The sequence below is a fragment of the Gordonia prachuapensis genome (assembly GCF_036350515.1).
GTDB lineage: Bacteria > Actinomycetota > Actinomycetes > Mycobacteriales > Mycobacteriaceae > Gordonia > Gordonia prachuapensis.
In genome coordinates this window covers 126,055-144,104 of record NZ_JAZDUE010000001.1, presented here as the reverse complement: position 1 = coordinate 144,104, position 18,050 = coordinate 126,055, and the positions used below count along the sequence as shown (strand labels likewise).

Below are 18,050 nucleotides of genomic sequence, written 5' to 3'. Positions count from 1 at the left end.
TGCGTCGGTGTCCATCTGGTTGATGAACCACATCCGTGCCTGCGCGAACGACAACGGGATTCGCTCGGGCCGCGGGGTCACCGCGACGACCCGGTCGAGGCCGGCGCCGCGGCCGCCGACGGCGGCGGCCAGTTCACGCACGGTCGGTGCGTCGAAGACGTCGCGCACCGACACCGCCACGCCGAGCGCGTCGGCGGTCCGCGCGGCCACCCGCGTCGCCGACAACGAGTTGCCACCCAGGTCGAAGAAGCCCCCGGTGGCTCCGACCCGATCGAGATCGAGAACCTCGGCGAAGACCGCCGCCACCATCTGCTCCGCGAAGCCCTCGGGTGCCACGTACTCCCCCGCCGACTCGATCACCGGTTCGGGCAGGGCACGCTTGTCGAGTTTGCCTACCGGTGTCAGCGGCAGCGCGTCGAGCACGGTGACGCTCCCGGGCACCATGTGCGCGGGCAGCCGGCGGGCGACGAAGGCCCGCAGGTCGGCGAGATCGATGTCGGCGCCCGCCGCGGCGGGCACCACATAGCCGGCGAGTGCGGTGGCCACCGCCCCGCCGACACCGACGACCACCGCGGTGCCGACCGAGTCATGCGCCGCCAGTGCGTCTTCGATCTCACCGAGTTCGATCCGCAGGCCCCGCAGTTTGACCTGATCGTCGCGACGGCCCACGTAGTCGAGCACCAGTTCCCCGGTCTCGGGTTCACGCCGCCACGCCACCACGTCGCCGGTCCGGTACATCCGTGCGCCGGGCGCCCCGTAGGGCCCGGCGACGAACCGCTCCGCGGTGAGCGCCGGACGGGCGAGGTATCCGCGAGCCAACGCATCGCCGATCACGTACAGGTCGCCGGGCATGCCCACCGGGACCACCCGCAGGCGGTCGTCGAGTACCACGAGGTCGACACCGGGTAGTGGTCCGCCCATGTGCACGCGCGCACCCGCGTGGAGCGGTCGGCTCATCGTCACCGCCACCGAGGCCTCGGACGGGCCGTAGGCGTTGATGAATCGCAGACGGGGCCCCCACCGATCGACGAGCGTCTGCGACACCGCCTCACCACCGCTGCCCAGCACCGAGACGTCCAGGATGTCCGCGGGATCGACGGTCGCCAACACCGTCGGCGTCAGGAACACGTGGCTGATGCGGTGTTCTCGGATGAAAGCGGCCAACATCTCGCCGCCCGGGGTGTCGTCGGGCCGGTAGACCAGTGCGGCGCCCGACGCGGACGCCATCAGCCACTCCAGGACGGAGGCGTCGAAGCTCGGCGATGCGAAGCCGAGGACCCGCGACTGCGGATGCACGTCGAATCGGGCGATCTCGGCCGAACCGAAGTTGTAGGCGCCGCGGTAGGTGACCGGCACACCTTTCGGGGTTCCGGTCGAACCCGACGTGTAGATCACATACGCGATCGCGTCGAGGTGCGGGGTGCCGATCCGTTCGTCGGGCGCCACCGCGGCGGTGTCCAGCCCGGAGGACTCCGCAGTGAAGGCCGGGCCGTCCAGGACGGTCCAGGCGACGTCGTCGGCGAGCCGGGACAGATACCGATCGATGGTGAGCCCCAGTGCCACGCCGGAATCGGTGAGGATGTGCGCGATCCGCTCCGGCGGGTAGTCGGGGTCCACCGGCACGTAGCCCGCACCGGTCTTGGCCACGGCCCAGATCGCGGTGAGCAGGTCGGTCGACCGACCCAGAGCCAGCGCCACGAGCGACTCGACACCCACCCCGCGGGAGATCAGCCATCGCGCCAGCCGGTTCGACCGTGCGTCGAGATCGGCGTAGGACAGTTGCGTTCCGCCGGCGTCGAGCACCGCCGGTCGATCGGGATGGCGCGCGACGACCTCGGCGAACACCTCCCCGAGCAGTCGGGGGGCCGCGCCGACGCCACCCGTGACGGGGCTCAGCTCCGCTGATCGCGCGGCGGGTAGCAGCGCGAGGTCGGCGGTGCGGATGTCGGGATCGGCCACCGCGCAGCGAATGATCTCGACCAGTGCGGTGGCGAACACCTCGATCTGGTCGTCGCCGAACGCACCGGGGAGGTACTTGAGTTTCAGGGCGAAGCCGTCGGCCACCGGCGAGGTCGCCAGGTTGAGCGGGTAGTGGGTGGCGTCGAGCAACTCGACGTTCCGTACGTCGAGCCCCAGAGTCTCTGCGGCGGAGAAGGAGTCGGTGTCCACCGGATACGACTCGTGCACGGTCAACGTGTCGAAGAGCGGCCCCTGCCCGGCGTGCGCGAGGCTGGTGAGCCGCGGCAATCCCAGGTGCTGGTGATCGAGAACGGCGACCTTGCCGGCCTGGATACGACGCAGCACATCCCGCACGCCGGCGTCGGGGTCGACGTCGCACACCGCGGGCACGGTGTTGATGAACAGACCCACCATGGATTCGACACCGTCGAGATCGGCCGGGCGTCCCGACACCGTCTCGCCGAAGGTCACCACGCGTTCACCCGTCAACCGGGACAGCAGCACCGCCCAGGCGAAACCGAACACGGTCGCCACGGTGGTGTCGCTGGATCGGGCCAGCGCTTCGGCACCTGCGGACAGGTCGTCGCCCAACGTGACGATGTGGTCGCGGGGCAGCAACCCGGGGGTCGCGCTCGCCCCGGGCGCGACCAGCGTCGGCGCCGTGACCGGGGACAAGATCTCCGCCCAGGCCGCCTCGCCCGCCGCGACGTCGGACGATCCGAGTCGCCGGAGGTGGGCGGCGAAGTCCGGTGTGCCCGGCCCGGCCGCGCCGGTGTAGGTGACCCCGGAAGCGTAGAGCGACAGCAGATCCGCGAGCACCAGCGGGCCGGACCAGCCGTCGAAGAGGATGTGGTGGTTGGTCACCACGAGGCTCGTGGACGCGCCGCGGCGGACCAGGACGAAGCGGACCAGCGGTGGTGCCGCGAGGTCGAAGGGCGTGACACGTTCGTGTTCGCAGATCTCGGTGATACGCGCGTCGGCGGCGTCGTCGTCGAGGTCGCGGAGGTCGACCGTCTCCCATGGCGCGGTGACCGACGGTGGAACGACGGCGACCACCGACCCGCTGTCGGTCTCGGTGAAACCGGAGCGCAGCACCCGATGGTGCGCGAACAACTCGTCCGTGGCGCGGCGTAGTCGAGCCTCGTCGACGTCCTCGCCGAGCTCCAGAACTGCTTGGGTCACATACACATCGACCGCGGAGTGATCGGCGGTGGCGAGCGCGGACTCCAGTCGAAGGCCGAGCTGCAGCGGTGTCAGCGGCCACACGTCGGCACCGGGATACCGGGCCGCGAGCAGGTCCAGGTCGGATTGGGACACATCGGTTCCGGGGACATCGGACGGCGACAGCCCGACCTCGCCCGTCCGGACCGCGCTCACGATCTCCGCGAGTTCGGCAGACCAGCGAGAGGCCAGGTCCTCGACGTCGTCGGCGGACAGGATCTCACCGGCATACAGGAAGTCCGCGGACAGTTCCCGGCCGCTTTCGCCGGCCCGGGTCCCGACATTCACGGTGATCACGTTCATCGCCGTCATCGCCCCCGACACCGTGGCCGGCAACGTCGTAGCATCGGTGTCCGGTGTGAACGGCAACCCGGCCGGCGCAGAAGCGGTGCCGCCGGCTCCGAAGAAGTTGAACCCGATCGACGGCAGCGGTCGCCCCGCCAGGTGGTCGTCGCCACCGAATCGCAGCAGCCCGAAGCCGATTCCGCTGTCCGGGCGGGCCAGCCGCTCCTCCTTGGCGGCCTTCACCGCATGCACGCCGTCCGCACCCGGGTCGAGCAGCATCGGTGCGATCGTGGTGAACCACCCGACCGTGCGTGACAGGTCTGCCGACCTCGGCTCGGGCCCGGTCGCGACGACCTCGTCGTAGCGGCCGTGGCCTTCCACCAGGATGCCGACCGGCGCTGCGTCGACGATGCCGCGAGCCGCCTGCCACGACCGGACGGCACGTGCGAGCGCGGCCAGCAGCGCATCGTCCAGATTGGCCCGGAAAGCCTCGGGTACCTCGGTCAGCAGCGCCTCGGTGACGTCAGCGTCCACGCGGTGGCGCAGCGAACCCACCGTCGCATAGTTGTCACGCGACGCGTCCAGCGGCGCACCGAGATTCGTGGGCGCCGGGAGGCGGTCCGACCAGTAGTCCACTTCGCCACGGCGACGTTCGGCCTGGGCGGCCACCGCCGTGGCCCATGCGCGCGCGGTCGTCGCCTCGGGCCGGATTGCCGGGGGCCTCCCGTGGTGTAGATCGGCCCACACGGTGACCACGTCCTCACCGAGGACCGGCCATGACACCGCGTCGACACCGAGGTGGTGGATGGCGAGCACCACGCGCGCTCCGTCGGCACCGGATACCAGCACCGCCGACACCAGCGCGCCGGTGGACGGATCGAGACGGCCCACGGCATCGGCGTGTGCACGTGTGATGAGGTCCGCGAACTCCGCCGATCCGGTCCGCACCCGCGCGTCGACGCTGGCCACCCGGGCCCCGCTCTGGGTACCCGCGGTGAGCGTCCACCCGGTCGGAGACGCCTCGAGTCGGGCCGACAGCATCGGGTGCGCGGCGATCACCACATCCAGCACCTCACGGAGGCGGTCGGCGTCGAGATCATCCGGCGCAACCAGCACGAGGGCCTGCGAGAAGTCGGCGAAATCGTCTGCAGAGGTGGACAATTCGAGCATCCACGAGACGACCGGCGGTAGTGGGAGGTCACCGGAACCGCCGCCGGGTGCCTCGTCGAGCAACGGCAAACGGCTGTCCGAACCGTGAACCGCCCGCGCGATCGCCCGGACGGTCTTGTGCTCGAACACCTCTCGTGGAGAAAGCGTGATCCCGGCCTTGCGGGCCGCCGACGCCAGCTGGATGGACAGGATCGAGTCGCCGCCGAGGGCGAAGAACGATTCGACCACACTGACCCGGTCGACGCCGAGGACCCCGGCAACGACTCCGGCCAGTGTCTCCTCCGTCGAGTTCGCCGGTGCGACGTACTCCTCGGCCTCGAACACCGGCTCCGGCAACGCCTTACGATCCAACTTCCCCGAACTGTTCAACGCGATGTCATCCAACGCCACCCACACCGACGGACGCATGTACTCCGGCAACGCCGCAGCCACCACACCACGCGCCACCGACACATCCACCGACCCCGGCGACACATACGCCACCAAATGCTGCGCCCCCGTCGGCGCCACCACCACCGCACACGCCGCATGCACCACACCCGGCACCGACGCCACCACCGTCTCGATCTCACCCAACTCGATCCGCTGCCCCCGCAACTTCACCTGAAAATCCGTACGCCCCAAATACTCGATCTCACCCGCGGCACCCCACCGCACCAAATCCCCCGTCCGATACAACCGCGACCCCGCCACCCCGAACGGATCCGCCACAAACCGCTCCGCAGTCAACCCCGACCGCGTCGCATACCCCCGCGCCACCTGCACACCACCGAGGTACAGCTCACCCGGAACCCCCGGCGGCACCAACCGCAACCGCCCATCCAACACATACGTCCCCGTATTCCACACCGGCACACCGATCGGAACCATGTCCGTGGCGTGGGTGACGTCGACGTAGGCGACCTCCACGGCGGCCTCGGTGGGGCCGAAGAGGTTGACGATCTGCACGTGCGGCAGCATCTCGTGCGCTGCGGCGACCACGGTCGGCGGCAGCGCCTCCCCCGACGCGAACATCCATCGCAGGGTGGTGAGCGTGCGAATGCGGTGGTGCGGGACCACATCCAGGAACACCGACAGCATGGACGGCACGAAATGCACCGAGGTGGCGCCGGTATCCGCGATGAGCTCGGCGATGTAGAGCGGATCGGCGTGGCCACCCGGTCGTGCGATGACCATGGTGGCGCCGGATGCCGTGGTGGCGAACAACTCCGGGACCGACACGTCGAAGGTGATCGGGGTCTTGAGGATCACCCGATCCCCCGCGGTCCATGGATACTCGTGCAGTCCCCACCGGAGCCGGTTGAGTACCGAGCGGTGCGACACGGTCACGCCCTTCGGGCGGCCGGTGGAACCCGAGGTGAACAGCGTGTAGATCGCGTCGTCACCGCGTAGGGGGCGCAACCGCTCCGCGTCGGTGACGGGCTCGACGTCGGTCGGGATGTCCGTCGACGCCGATACGGTCCGCACCCTCACCGTGGCGGACACGTCATCGAGCCACCCGGGCCGGGCGTCGTCGCCGACGAGGATCGTACCGACGCCGGCCGTTTCGAGCATGTACCGCACCCGCTCGGCGGGTGCGGCGGTGTCGATCGGCACGTACTGCCCGCCGGCCGCGACGACCGCGTGGATGGCGACCACGAGTTCCACCGAACGCTCGAGCGAGACGCCGACGGCGACCTCGGGACCGATGCCCGCACTGATCAGCTCGCGCGCCAGGATCGCCACCCGCGCACCGAATTCGGCGTAGGTGACGGTCCGCTCGTCGACCAGGAGAGCGGGAGCGTCGGGAGTTGCCGAGACCTGGTCGGCCACCGCCTGGGCCACCGAGGTGTCCCGGATGTCCACGACCTCGCCCACCGACCACTCGGTGAGTTCGCGGTGCTCCGCAACGGTCAGCAGGGCGGCATCGGACACGACCGAATCCGGTTGCGTCACGAGCAGATCCAGCAGTCCTACGAATCTCCCGACGAATCGCTCGATCGTGGCGGCGTCGAACAGGTCCGTGGCGTACACGATCTCACCCGTCCACGGGTGGTGCTCGGCTGCGGTGGCGAGACTCAGCAGCAGGTCGACCTTCGCCGGGGGGCGGCTCACCTCGGTCGGCGAGATGGCCATCCCGGCGACCGACACGGGTTCCATCCCGGCGGCCAGTTCCGCCATCGACGATTGATTGAAGGTCAGCATCACCTGCGCGAGCGGCGCGAACGCCTCCGACCGCACCGGGTCGAGACGTTCGACGACCGTCTCGAACGGAACGTCGGCGTTCGCGAAGGCCTCCAGGTCGGTGCTGCGCACCTGGTCGAGCAGTTCTGCGAAGGTCATGGAGTCGTCGGTTCGCGTCCGCAGCACGAGGGTGTTGACGAACATGCCGATCAGCGGGTCGAGCACGCCCTGACCGCGTCCGGCGATCGGTGTGCCCACCGCGATGTCGTCGGTGGCCGACAGCCTGGCGAGCAGCACCGCGAGCGCGGCGTGGATCACCATGAAGGGTGTCGCACCGACCGCGCGCGCCAGATCGCCGACATGATCGGCGGTGGCCGAGGGGACCTCGAAGGTGACCCGGTCACCGCGGTAGGACGCGACCACCGGCCGGGGTCGGTCGGCGGGCAGTTCGAGGACGTCGGGCAATCCGGCGAGCTGACGCGCCCAGTAGGAGAGTTGGCCGCCGACCACCGATTCCGGATCGTCGACGGCGCCGAGGACCTCGTGCTGCCAGATGGCGAAGTCGGCGAACTGGACTGCCAGCGGCTCGTAGGTCGGCGCGTCGCCGGCGACCCGGGCCTCGTAGGCGGCCGCGAAGTCGTCGACCAGCGGTACCAGCGACTCGCCGTCGGCGGCGATGTGGTGCACCACGAGGGCGAACAGCCACCCGCCCGAGTGGTCGCGCAACAACCGCGCGCGTACCGGCCAGTCCGTCGTGACGTCGAATCCGGTGCCCAGCGCCGTCTCGATGTCGGCGGCGGAGTCGGCGATCTCCCAGTCGATGGCGCCGTCGATCTCGGCGACCGGACGGACGTCCTGTACCGGCACACCGTCCACCGCGGGGAAGACCGTCCGCAGCACTTCGTGCCGCGCGACGACGTCGAGTAGCGCCTCGCGCAGCGCCGCCGCGTCGACGTCCCCGGACAGCTGCAGCAGCATCGGCACGTTGTAGGTCGGCAGGGACGGATCGAACTGGTTGATGAACCACATCCGGGCCTGCGCGAAAGACAACGGCACCCGATCGGGTCGGCGCGGAACCGCGAGCACCGGCGCGAGGCCCGCCCCGCGACCCTCGATGATGGCGGCGAGGCCGCGGACCGACGGTGCGTCGAACACGTCGCGGACAGAGAGGTCGACTTTCAGCACCTCGCCGGCACGTCCGACGATGCGTGCCGCGGCGAGCGAGTTCCCGCCGAGATCGAAGACCGAGTCGGCGACGCTGACCTCCTCGAGGCCCAGCACGTCGGCGACGATCTCGACGAGCGCCTCCTCGGTGTCGCCTGCCGCGGCGACGAACTCGGTGTCGACGCTGATCTTGGGTTCGGGTAGTGCCCGCCGGTCGAGCTTGCCGTTGACGGTGAGCGGCAACTGGTCGAGGACCATCACCACGTCGGGCACCATGTAGCTGGGGACGGCGGTGCCGGCGGCGCTTCTCAGTTCCGCCGGTGTGACCGCGGAGGTCCCGGTGAGCACCACGTAGCCGACGAGCAGTTCGTCGCCGCCGTCACGCCGTTTGACCGCCACCGCGGCCGCGTCCACGCCCGGGGCGGCCAGGAGTGCCGACTCCACTTCGCCGAGTTCGATACGGAAACCACGCAATTGGACCTGCGCGTCGGACCGTCCCAGATACTCGATGGTGTCGCCGCGGCGGATGGCCATGTCACCGCTGCGGTACATCCGATCGCCGGGCCCACCGAACGGGTTGGCCACGAATCGGCCCGAGGTGAGACCGGGCCGGTCCAGATACCCGCGGGTGACCTGGGTGCCACTGACATAGATCTCGCCGGGTACGCCGTCCGGGGCGGGACGCAGTCGGTCGTCGAGCACCGCCATGGTGAGGTTCGGCAGCCCGTCCCCGATGTCGGATCCCTTGGCCGACACCACGAAGTCCGGGTCGAGAGCGCGGAAGGTGGAGTGCACGGTGGTCTCGGTGATGCCGTACATGTTCACCAGGACGGGGCCCACCGACCCCTCGGCCTCGACGCGATCGGCGTACCAGCGTCGCACTTGTTCGAAATCCAGTGCCTCTCCGGCGAACACCATGTAGCGAACGGTGCCCGACAGGCGGGTGCGCGACGTGGGGCGGACCGCTGCGGCGAGCTGATAGTACGCCGACGGGGTCTGCGACACCACGGTCGCACCCTCCGCGATCAGCAGCTCCGCGAACTCGTCCGGGCTACGGGTGGTGAGGAAGTCGACCACCACGAGGCGTCCGCCGAACAGCAGGGGCCCCCACATCTCGAACACCGAGACGTCGAAGGCGTACGAGTGGAACATCGTCCAGACGTCGTTCTCGGTGAAGTGGTAGTGCTCCTGCGCCGCCGACATCAGCGCCAGAACGCTGCGATGTTCCACCACAACACCTTTGGGCCGCCCGGTCGAGCCCGACGTGAAGATCATGTATGCGGCGAGCCGCGGATCGACGGCGTCAGGCAACGCCACGGCGGAACCGGCGCCCTGTGCGATCAGCTCGGTTGTGGTCTGCCGACCGACGTCGAGGTACGCGAGCGCCTCGACGCCGTCGGGGTCGGTGATGACGAGGGTCGGCGCGGCATCGGCGACGACGAAGGACAGGCGTTCGGCGGGGTGGGAGATGTCGAGCGGCAGGTATGCCGCACCGGTCTTGAGGATGCCGAGAATGGCCACCATCACCTCGGCGGTCCGTGGGGTCGCCAAACCGACGACGCACCCGGCACGCACACCGGCGACGATCAGACCGGCCGCGAGCGCATCCGACTTCTCGTCGAGTTCCCGGTAGGTCAGCGCGTTTCCGGCCACGTCGGTGACCGCGACGCGGTCGCCGAAGCGGTGCACGGCGGAGCGGAAGATGCCCGGCAGCGACCCCCAGTCTGTGGTTCCGGCGATCGCGCAGGCGCGGTCGCGGATCTCGGTGATGGCGGCCTGGGCAGCCGCCGCGATCTCGCCGGGTGCGAGACCGTCCTTCGGAATCAGGCCGGTGACGACGGCGCTCACGGCGGCATCGGTGTCCATGCCGCGGGCGGCGAACACGGCCGCGGTCGGGGCGACGCGTTCGTCGAGTTCGGCGAACGTCAACGACCCGTCGGACGACGCGGGTGTCCGTGGTTCGATCCGGGCTGCGACCGCGATCAGGTCCCGCGTCGGCGGACGCCGCCCCCATGCTGTGGAAATGTCCGCCGAGTCCACACCGATCCCGGTCACCTGCGATCGCTACCTTCCGTTTCGGTGGACTCCGTCGTCGCCTGTTCGCCCTGCGCCACAATGGCGTTCGCGCGGTTTCGCAGATCGGAGAGAAGAGTGTCGAATCCCTCGGGGCCGGACTCGGCCAGCCCCGGGACGAGTGTCATCGCCGCCATGGTCAGTGCCGAATCCGCATCGGGTGCAGTCGGACTCATCGCAGCCATCATCACGTCGAGATCACCGAAGCTGACCACCGACGGGGTGATGACGGCCGGTGCCGTCGGGTCGGCGGCCGCCGCACGCATGATCAACGTCGAGAGCGCGACATCCGGAGCCGCGTCCTCCGCCGCTGCGGCGAGGAGCTCGTCGTCGAGCCTCAGCCGCACGTCACCGACCGTGGTCTCGGGGTCGGCGGTGATCGCTTCGAGCACCTGCACATATCGGGCGGCCAACCGCTCGATCGTCGCATGCTCGAACAGATCGGTGGCATAGAGGAACTGGGCGCGCATCGCTCCGCCCAGCTCGTCGCGGTCCGGGTCGTTCGGGAACAGGGTGAGCTGCAGATCGACCTTCGCGGAGGTGAGTTCCTCGTGGATCGGCTCGACGGTGAGCCGATCGAACTGCAGACTCGGGAAGTCGACGTCCTGGAACGCGAGCATCACCTGGTAGATCGGGTTGTAGGAGGTCGGCGGCTTCGGCAGGGTCCGCGCGACGATCTCGTCGAAGGCCACGTCGGTGTGCGACATGTCGGCGAGATCCTCGTTGCGCACCCGCGCCAGCAGGTCGACGAATCGCTCGCCGGGGTCGACCCGGGTGCGCAGCGCCAGGGTGTTGACGAACATGCCGACCACGTCGTCGAGACTCTGCTCCCCGCGACCGGCGAACGGTGTGCCGATCACCAGGTCGGTACTCCCCGACATGCGGTTGAGCAGTACGGCGAACGCGGCGTGGATGACCATGAAGGTAGTCGTATGATGCCGGCGCGCGATCATCTCCAGCCCCGCCACGATTTCGGCCGGGATCTCGAGGGCCACCGACTCACCCTGGAAGCTCGGCGATTTCGGCCGCTGGTGGTCGTGCGGGAGATCGAGCCGCTCGGGCACCCCGGCGAGCCGGGTGTCCCAGTAGGCCAACTGCCGTTCCTCCTCGGTCATGCCGTCGGCGTCGGCGACGGCGAGACGTTCGGAGAGCCAGAGGCTGAAGTCGGCGTACTGCACGGGCAGCGGTTTCCAGGCCGGTTCGGCCCCGGTGCTGCGCGCGGCGTAGGCGGTCATCAGATCACGTGCCAGGGGGGACATCGATGCGCCGTCCGCACTGATGTGGTGAATCACGAACACGAGCACGTGCTCGGTGGTCGAGGCACGGAGCAGCACCGCCCGCACCGGCGGCCGGGTGGTGATGTCGAACCCCTCTCCGGTGACCTCGCCGATGGCGGTCTCCAGCGACCCGCCGGCTTCCCGTACCTCGACGGTCAGTTCGCTCTCGACGACGTCGGCCGGCATGATCACCTGGACCGGTTCGTCATTGATCATCGGGTACGTGGTGCGCAGCGATTCGTGCCGGCGGACGAGGTCGGCGGTCGCCATCTGCAGCGCCGCCACGTCGAGGTCACCGGTGAGGCGTAGCGCCATGGCCACGTTGTAGGCCGCCGATCCCGGGTCCGCGCGATTGACCAACCAGAGGCCACGCTGCATACCCGACACGCGGACGAGCTCGGCGCGGCTGCGGGCGAGCAGTGGTGGGGCACCGTGCCCGGTCGGACCGCCGGACAGCGACTGCGCGAGCATCGACACCGTCGGGCGCTCGAACAGCACCTTGACCGGCACCGGCCGATCGAGGAGCGCCGAGAGCCGCGAGGTCACCTTGGTCGCCGACAGCGAGCTCCCGCCGAGGTCGAAGAAATCCGCGTCGGCGCTGATCCGGTCCAGGCCGAGCACCTGGCCGAAGATACCCGCGACCACCGCCTCCATCTGCGAGCTCGGGGCACGGTAGCGCACCGACGAGGAGAAGTCCACCGGCGGAAGGGATTTGCGGTCGATCTTCCCGGAGGTGGTGAGCCGGAACTCGGGGACCACGACGAGCGAGTGCGGCACCATGTACGCGGGCAGGTGAGCCGCGGCCTGCTCGAGAATCCGCTTGGGCTCCACCGACGCGCCGTCGGTCAGACGGGCGTAGGCGACGAGGACGTCGTCGCCACCGGGGCCTGGAACACCGAGGCTGACGACCTCGCTGACCAGAGGATGACGGGCGATGGCCGCATCGACCTCGCCCGGCTCGATGCGCAGGCCGCGGATCTTCAGCTGGAAGTCGGTGCGTCCCACATATCTCAGCGCGCCCGACGGTGTGCGCACCACGCGATCGCCGGTGCGGTACATGCGCTCCCCCGCGCCGAACGGGCTCGCGACGAAACGCGTCGAGGTCAGGTCGGGCCGCGAGTGGTACGCCTGTGCCAACTGGATGCCGGTCAGGTAGAGCTCGCCGGGGACGCCGGTCGGGACCGGGCGCAGGGCCGGGTCGAGCACGAGTGCTCCGACGCCGGGAACCGCGCGACCGATGGTGACCTCATCACCCTCGTGCAACGGCCCGGCGGCGGTCGCCCAGATGGTTACCTCCGTCGGCCCGTACAGATTGAAGAACGCGCGCCCCGCACGCGCCCAGCGCCGCATGAGATCCGGCGGGCAGGCCTCGCCGACGCTGATGACCCGGCTCAGGGTCGGCACCGCCGCAGGCTCCAGCGTCGCCAGCGCGGACGGCGTCATCACGGCATGCGTGACCTGGTGCCGGTCGATGAGAGCCGCGAGTTCGTCGCCCCCGTACACCCCGCTCGGGCTCACCACGAGTTCGGCCCCGCTGCACAGGGCCATCAGGATCTCGAAGATCGACGCGTCGAAGCTCGGTGACGCGACGTGCAGGACGCGGGAACGCTGGTCGAGGCGCAGAATCTTCTTCTGATTCGTCGCCACCGTGGCGAGACCGCGGTGACTCAGGGCAGCCGCCTTGGGCTTGCCGGTGGAGCCGGACGTGTAGATCAGATAGGCGAGGTCGTCGATCACGGGTACCCGCACCAACTCGTCGGCGCGCAGTCGAGCGCCACTGTGACCGGCCAGCTGCCATTCCACCGACTCGTCGTCGATCGGCAGCCACTCGACCCCGTCGGGCGCCCGGTCCGCGACCTCGACGGCCGTCAGGCCCAGGCATGCCCCGCTGTCGGCGAGGATCTCCGCCAACCGGCCTGCCGGGTGAGCCGGGTCGACGCTGACGAACGCCGCCCCCGACTTCGCCACCCCGAGCATCGCGATCACCGACAGATGCGATCGCGGGACACAGATCGCCACCACATCGCCCGGACCGACGCCGCGCGCGATCAGTTCGCGCGCGAGCTGATTCGTGCCGGCCTCGAGCGTCGACCAGGTGACCGTGTGGGACCCGCTGATCGCGACCGCCGACGGGTTGGCCTGGACCAGGCCGTTGAACAGCAGATCGCGCAGCGTCTCGGGAACGGCCGGGGACTTCGGGTGCCGGGTCAGTGCGGCGATCTCGGCCGGGTCGACCAGGTCGATGGTGCCCACCCGGCGGGTCGGCGCGGCGATCATCGTCCGCAGCACCAGCTCGAGCTGCTGCGCCAGACGCTCAATGGTCCGCTGGTCGAAAAGGTCGGCAGCATAAGCGAGTTCGACGTCGAATCCGCTCGAACCGACGTGATCGGTGACGGTGATGGAGAGGTCGAACTTGGCCGCGGGTACGCGCGCGTCGAGCATCTCGGCGGCCTCGGTCCACTCCTCGAGTGCCCGCGCCTGTCCGGGGTGCATGGTCAGCGACACCTGGAACAGCGGCGTGTGCGCGGCCGACCGCTCCGGCGCCACGGCCTCCACCACCCGTTCGAACGGGATCGTCGCGTGTCGCATCGCACGGGTGCGGGTGGTGTGCGCGCGATCCAGCAGTTCGGCGGTGGTGTCGGCCGGGCCGACCGCCGTCCGCAGCACCACGGTGTTGACGAACATCCCGACCAGCTCGGCGGTCTCGGGTTCGTCCCGGCCGGCGACGGCGGTACCGATCGCGACCTCGTCCACCTCCGCCCAGCGCGCGAGCAGAATCGCGAAAGCGGTGTGCAACACCGAGAACGGGGTGACGTTGTGGTCCCGTGCCAGCGTGCGGATCCCGGCGACCAGGTCCGGGTCGAAGGTGGTGTCGACGTATCCGCCGCTGCCGGAGGCCACATGCGGGCGGGGATGGTCGGTGGGCAGCGGCAGGAAACCGGGCAGACCGGCGAGTTCGTCCTGCCAGAACGCAATGCCGTCGGTCGCGATCGTGGTCGGCTCGTCGGGAGCGCCGAGGAGCCGATGCTGCCACATCGCGAAGTCGGCGTACTGCACGTCCAGCGGCGGGAGCGGGCTGTCGGCCCCCTGGCGACGGGCGGTGTAGGCGACGAACAGATCACGGATCAGCGGCACCAGTGAGAACCCGTCGCCTGCGATGTGATGCAGCACCACGACCACGACGTAACCCGCCGGGTCCTGCAGAATCCGCGCACGGAAGGGGATCTCGTTCGCGAGGTCGAACCCGCGTGCGGCCTCGGCGGCGATCACCTCGTCGATCCGGCCGTCGACGACGGCGACTCCGGTGTCGATGGTGGCCAGTGCCTCGGTGGAATCGAGGATTTCCTGGACGGGTTCACCACCATGCGAACCGAACCTGGTGCGCAGGGTTTCGTGGCGCTGTACGAGGTCGCCGATCGCGTGCGCCAGGGCCTCGATGTCGACGTCGTCGCCGAGGCGGACGGCGCCGGGCATGTTGTACGTTCCCGCGCCGGGGTCCATCCGGTTGACGAACCAGAGCCGGGTCTGGGCGTGCGACAACGGGATGATCTCCGGCCGCGGCTCGACCCGCGTGAGTGTCGGACGTCCGTCGGCGCCTGCCGACCGGGACCGCTCGGCGATCTCGCCGACGTCGACCGAGGTGAACACGTCCGTGAGGTCGATCCGCACGTTGTGTTCGACCCGGGCCCGGGACACCAGGCGGGCCGCCATGAGGGAATCCCCACCGAGCGCGAAGATGTTGTCCCGCAGTCCGATCCGTTCCACTCCCAGCAACTCGCCGATCAGGGCGGCCAGGGTCATCTCGACGGGGGTGCGGGGGGCTTCGTAACCCACCACCGGTGTGAGGTCGGGCGCGGGCAGACGCTTGCGGTCGAGCTTGCCGGTCGCCCCGATCGGGAACTGGTCGAGCAGCACGGCCGCCGACGGCACCATGTGCGACGGCAGGTGACGACGACACCACGACAGCGCGGCCGCCTCGCTCACCGACTCGTCCTCGCAGCGCAGATACGCCACCAGCACCGGGCCCGGACCGAGGTCCGTGCGGGGAACCACCGCGCTGGCGTCGATGCCGGGCATCGCGTCGAGGACCGCCTCGATCTCTCCCGGCTCGATCCGCTGGCCACGGATCTTGACCTGGAAGTCGGTGCGGCCCAGGTACTGCAGCTCGCCGTGCGCGTCCCACCGGACCAGGTCGCCGGTGCGGTACATCCGGTCACCCGGGGCCTGGAACGGGTCGGCGACGAAGCGATCCGCGGTCAGGTCGGCGCGCCCGACATAGCCGTCGGCCAATTGGCGGCCGGCGAGGTACAGCTCGCCCGCCACGCCGGCGGGCACGGGCTGCAGGCGGGTGTCCAGAACATACGTGTCCGCGTTGGCGACCGGCCGGCCGATCGGGACCGGCCCGTCCTCGGCGACCACGCGGTGCTCGGTGATGTCGACCGCCGCCTCCGTCGGTCCGTACAGATTCACCAGCTCCGCGGTCGAACCGTCGAGGACCCGGTCGGCGAGCAGGCGGGGCAACGCCTCGCCGGAGGTGAACACCCGACGCATCGCCTGCGGGAACAGCGTCTCGTGTCCCTCGTTCTGCAGTACCTCGGTGTACACGTCGAGCATCGAGGGCACGAAGTGCGCGACGTTGACGTCGCGTCGGGTGATCAGGTCGAGCAGGTACTCGGGATCGCGGTGTCCACCCGGTCGTGCGATGACCATCCGCGCACCCTGCGCCAGCGGCCACAACAGTTCCCACACGGAGACGTCGAAGGTGAAGGGGGTCTTGTAGAGCACGCGATCGTCGACCGACAGCGGATAGTTGGTCTGCATCCACGCCAGCCGGTTCACGACGGCCTCATGTCCGACCTGCACGCCCTTCGGCGTGCCGGTCGAACCGGACGTGAAGATCACGTAGGCGGCCTCGCGCGCACCGCCGACGGCGCGGACCGCCGCCGACTCGCCGGCCGCCACGGCTCCACGGGCGATCGCGTCGAACCCGATGTCGGTCAGGCGTGAGGCATCGATGACCACCGGCGCCGACACCGTCTTGGCGATCATCTGCCGCCGCTCGTCGGGCGCAGCGGGGTCGACGGGCACATACGCGGCACCGACGGTGAGGACCGCATAGATGGCCGCGACCTGGCCGATGCCGCGATCGAGCGCCACGACGACGTGATCGCCGCGACGCACACCCGACGACACGAGGTGGGCGGAGAGCACTCGTCGGAGGCGATCGAATTCGGTGTAGGACCACTGGCGGTCGTCGAACTCGACGGCGACCCGGTCGCCGTGGTCGGCGACGTTGCGTTCGAACGGTTCCAGCAGGTGGGTGTCCTGCTCGGGTTCACCGAGAGCCGGCCCGTGGCCGAGGTCGATCAGCTCCTGCCGCTCCCCGGGCATCAGGAGATCCACATCCCCGATCAGGGTGTCGAGGTGATCGAAGAGGCGCCCGAGGAAGACCAGGAAGCGCTCGAGGTGACCCCGCAGTTCGTCGACGGCGTAGAGATGCGGGTTGCCGTGCAGGTCGACGACGAGTCGGGCACCGGGGCTGGCCTGGTACACGTTGAGGCGTAGATCCTCGAGGATCCCGGACGTCAGGATCTGGTATTCGACCTGGGCACCGACCATCTCGATCGGCTTGTCGAAGAACATCAGGTTGACGATCGGGCCGAAGGACGCCGTGTTGGCGTCGGCCAGGCCGGCGTCGATCCGGATGTCCTCGAACCGATAGCGCTGATGGCGCAGGGCGCCGGTCAGTTCGAGCTGGCTCTGCTCGATGAGATCGCGCATCGACAGCTGCGAGACGTCGCGTGCCCGGATCGGCAGCATGTTCGCGAGCATGCCGCTGGCGTTCTTGATCTTGGCGGTCGCACGGCCGGTCACCGGCAGGCTGAGCACCACGTCGTCGGTGCCGGCCATGCGGGCGAGATAGGCCGAGAAGCCTGCGGTCATCAGCACCGCGGCCGAGGTGTTGAGCTCTGCGGCGATCACGTCGAGCCGGGCTTGCGCGTCGGCGCTCATCTCGTCGCCGGCCACCAGGTTGCGCGGCGAGAGCGGAGCGGCCGCCGATTGTTGCGCCAGGGTCACCCGCTCCGGCAGATCGCTGACCCGCTCCACCCAGTGGTCCCGATCGGTCAGGCGACGCGATCCCTCGCGGTACTTGATGTCGTCGGCGACCAGTTCGGCGAGGGTCGCACGCGGCTTCGGTGTGTACTCGACCCCCTCGATCGCGGCGTTGTACCGGCTGACGATGTCCAGAACGGAGGTCAGGCCGGCATATCCGTCGAGTGCGATGTGATGAGCCCGCACGTACCAGAAAGATCGATCGTCGGCGACGCGGATCAGCGAGGTATTGACCAGGCGATCGGTTCGCAGATCCATTTGTCGCTGATAATCGTCGTTCATCCATTGGTGAGCGGCGGCGACCGGATCCGGGCGATCACGAAAATCGAGAAAATCGACATCGTTGTCCAACTGCTGATCGACGATCTGCATCGGGACGCCGTTGACCTCGACGATGCGGCTGAACGCCGACTCGCGCGCGCGGCCGCTCTCGACGGTCACCCGACGGAACAGTTCACGATCGAGTTCGCGCCCGTCGTCACGGATGTCGAGATACTGAGCAACGGTAACGGAATAGTCGGCAGAGAGGTTCTCCGCGAACCACATACCGCGCTGCGCGGCGGTCAGTTCGAGGGGTGTCGGTTGGGTCTCGGTGGCATCATGGGTGCGTTCTGCTGACCCCAT

The 18,050-nt window shown here is 69.4% G+C and carries 2 protein-coding genes (1 of these 2 running past the window's edge); both read right to left on the bottom strand.

The window, feature by feature from the left end:
- Positions 1-10,017, bottom strand: partial view of a non-ribosomal peptide synthase/polyketide synthase gene (locus V1Y59_RS00615; RefSeq protein ID WP_330502914.1) — the start only. 14,937 nt of this gene lie to the left of the window's left edge; 10,017 of the gene's 24,954 nt are visible here — the first part of the coding sequence; the start codon lies at positions 10,015-10,017; its stop codon lies beyond the left edge, outside the window.
- Positions 10,014-18,050, bottom strand: coding sequence for an amino acid adenylation domain-containing protein (locus tag V1Y59_RS00610; RefSeq protein WP_330502913.1), 8,037 nt, complete (start codon positions 18,048-18,050; stop codon positions 10,014-10,016). Before V1Y59_RS00610 ends, V1Y59_RS00615 begins: the two co-directional genes overlap by 4 nt.

Excerpts from the sequence above, each read along its gene's own strand:
- V1Y59_RS00610 (WP_330502913.1), bottom strand. The coding sequence starts at position 18,050 with ATGGGGTCAGCAGAACGCACCCATGATGCCACCGAGACCCAACCGACA.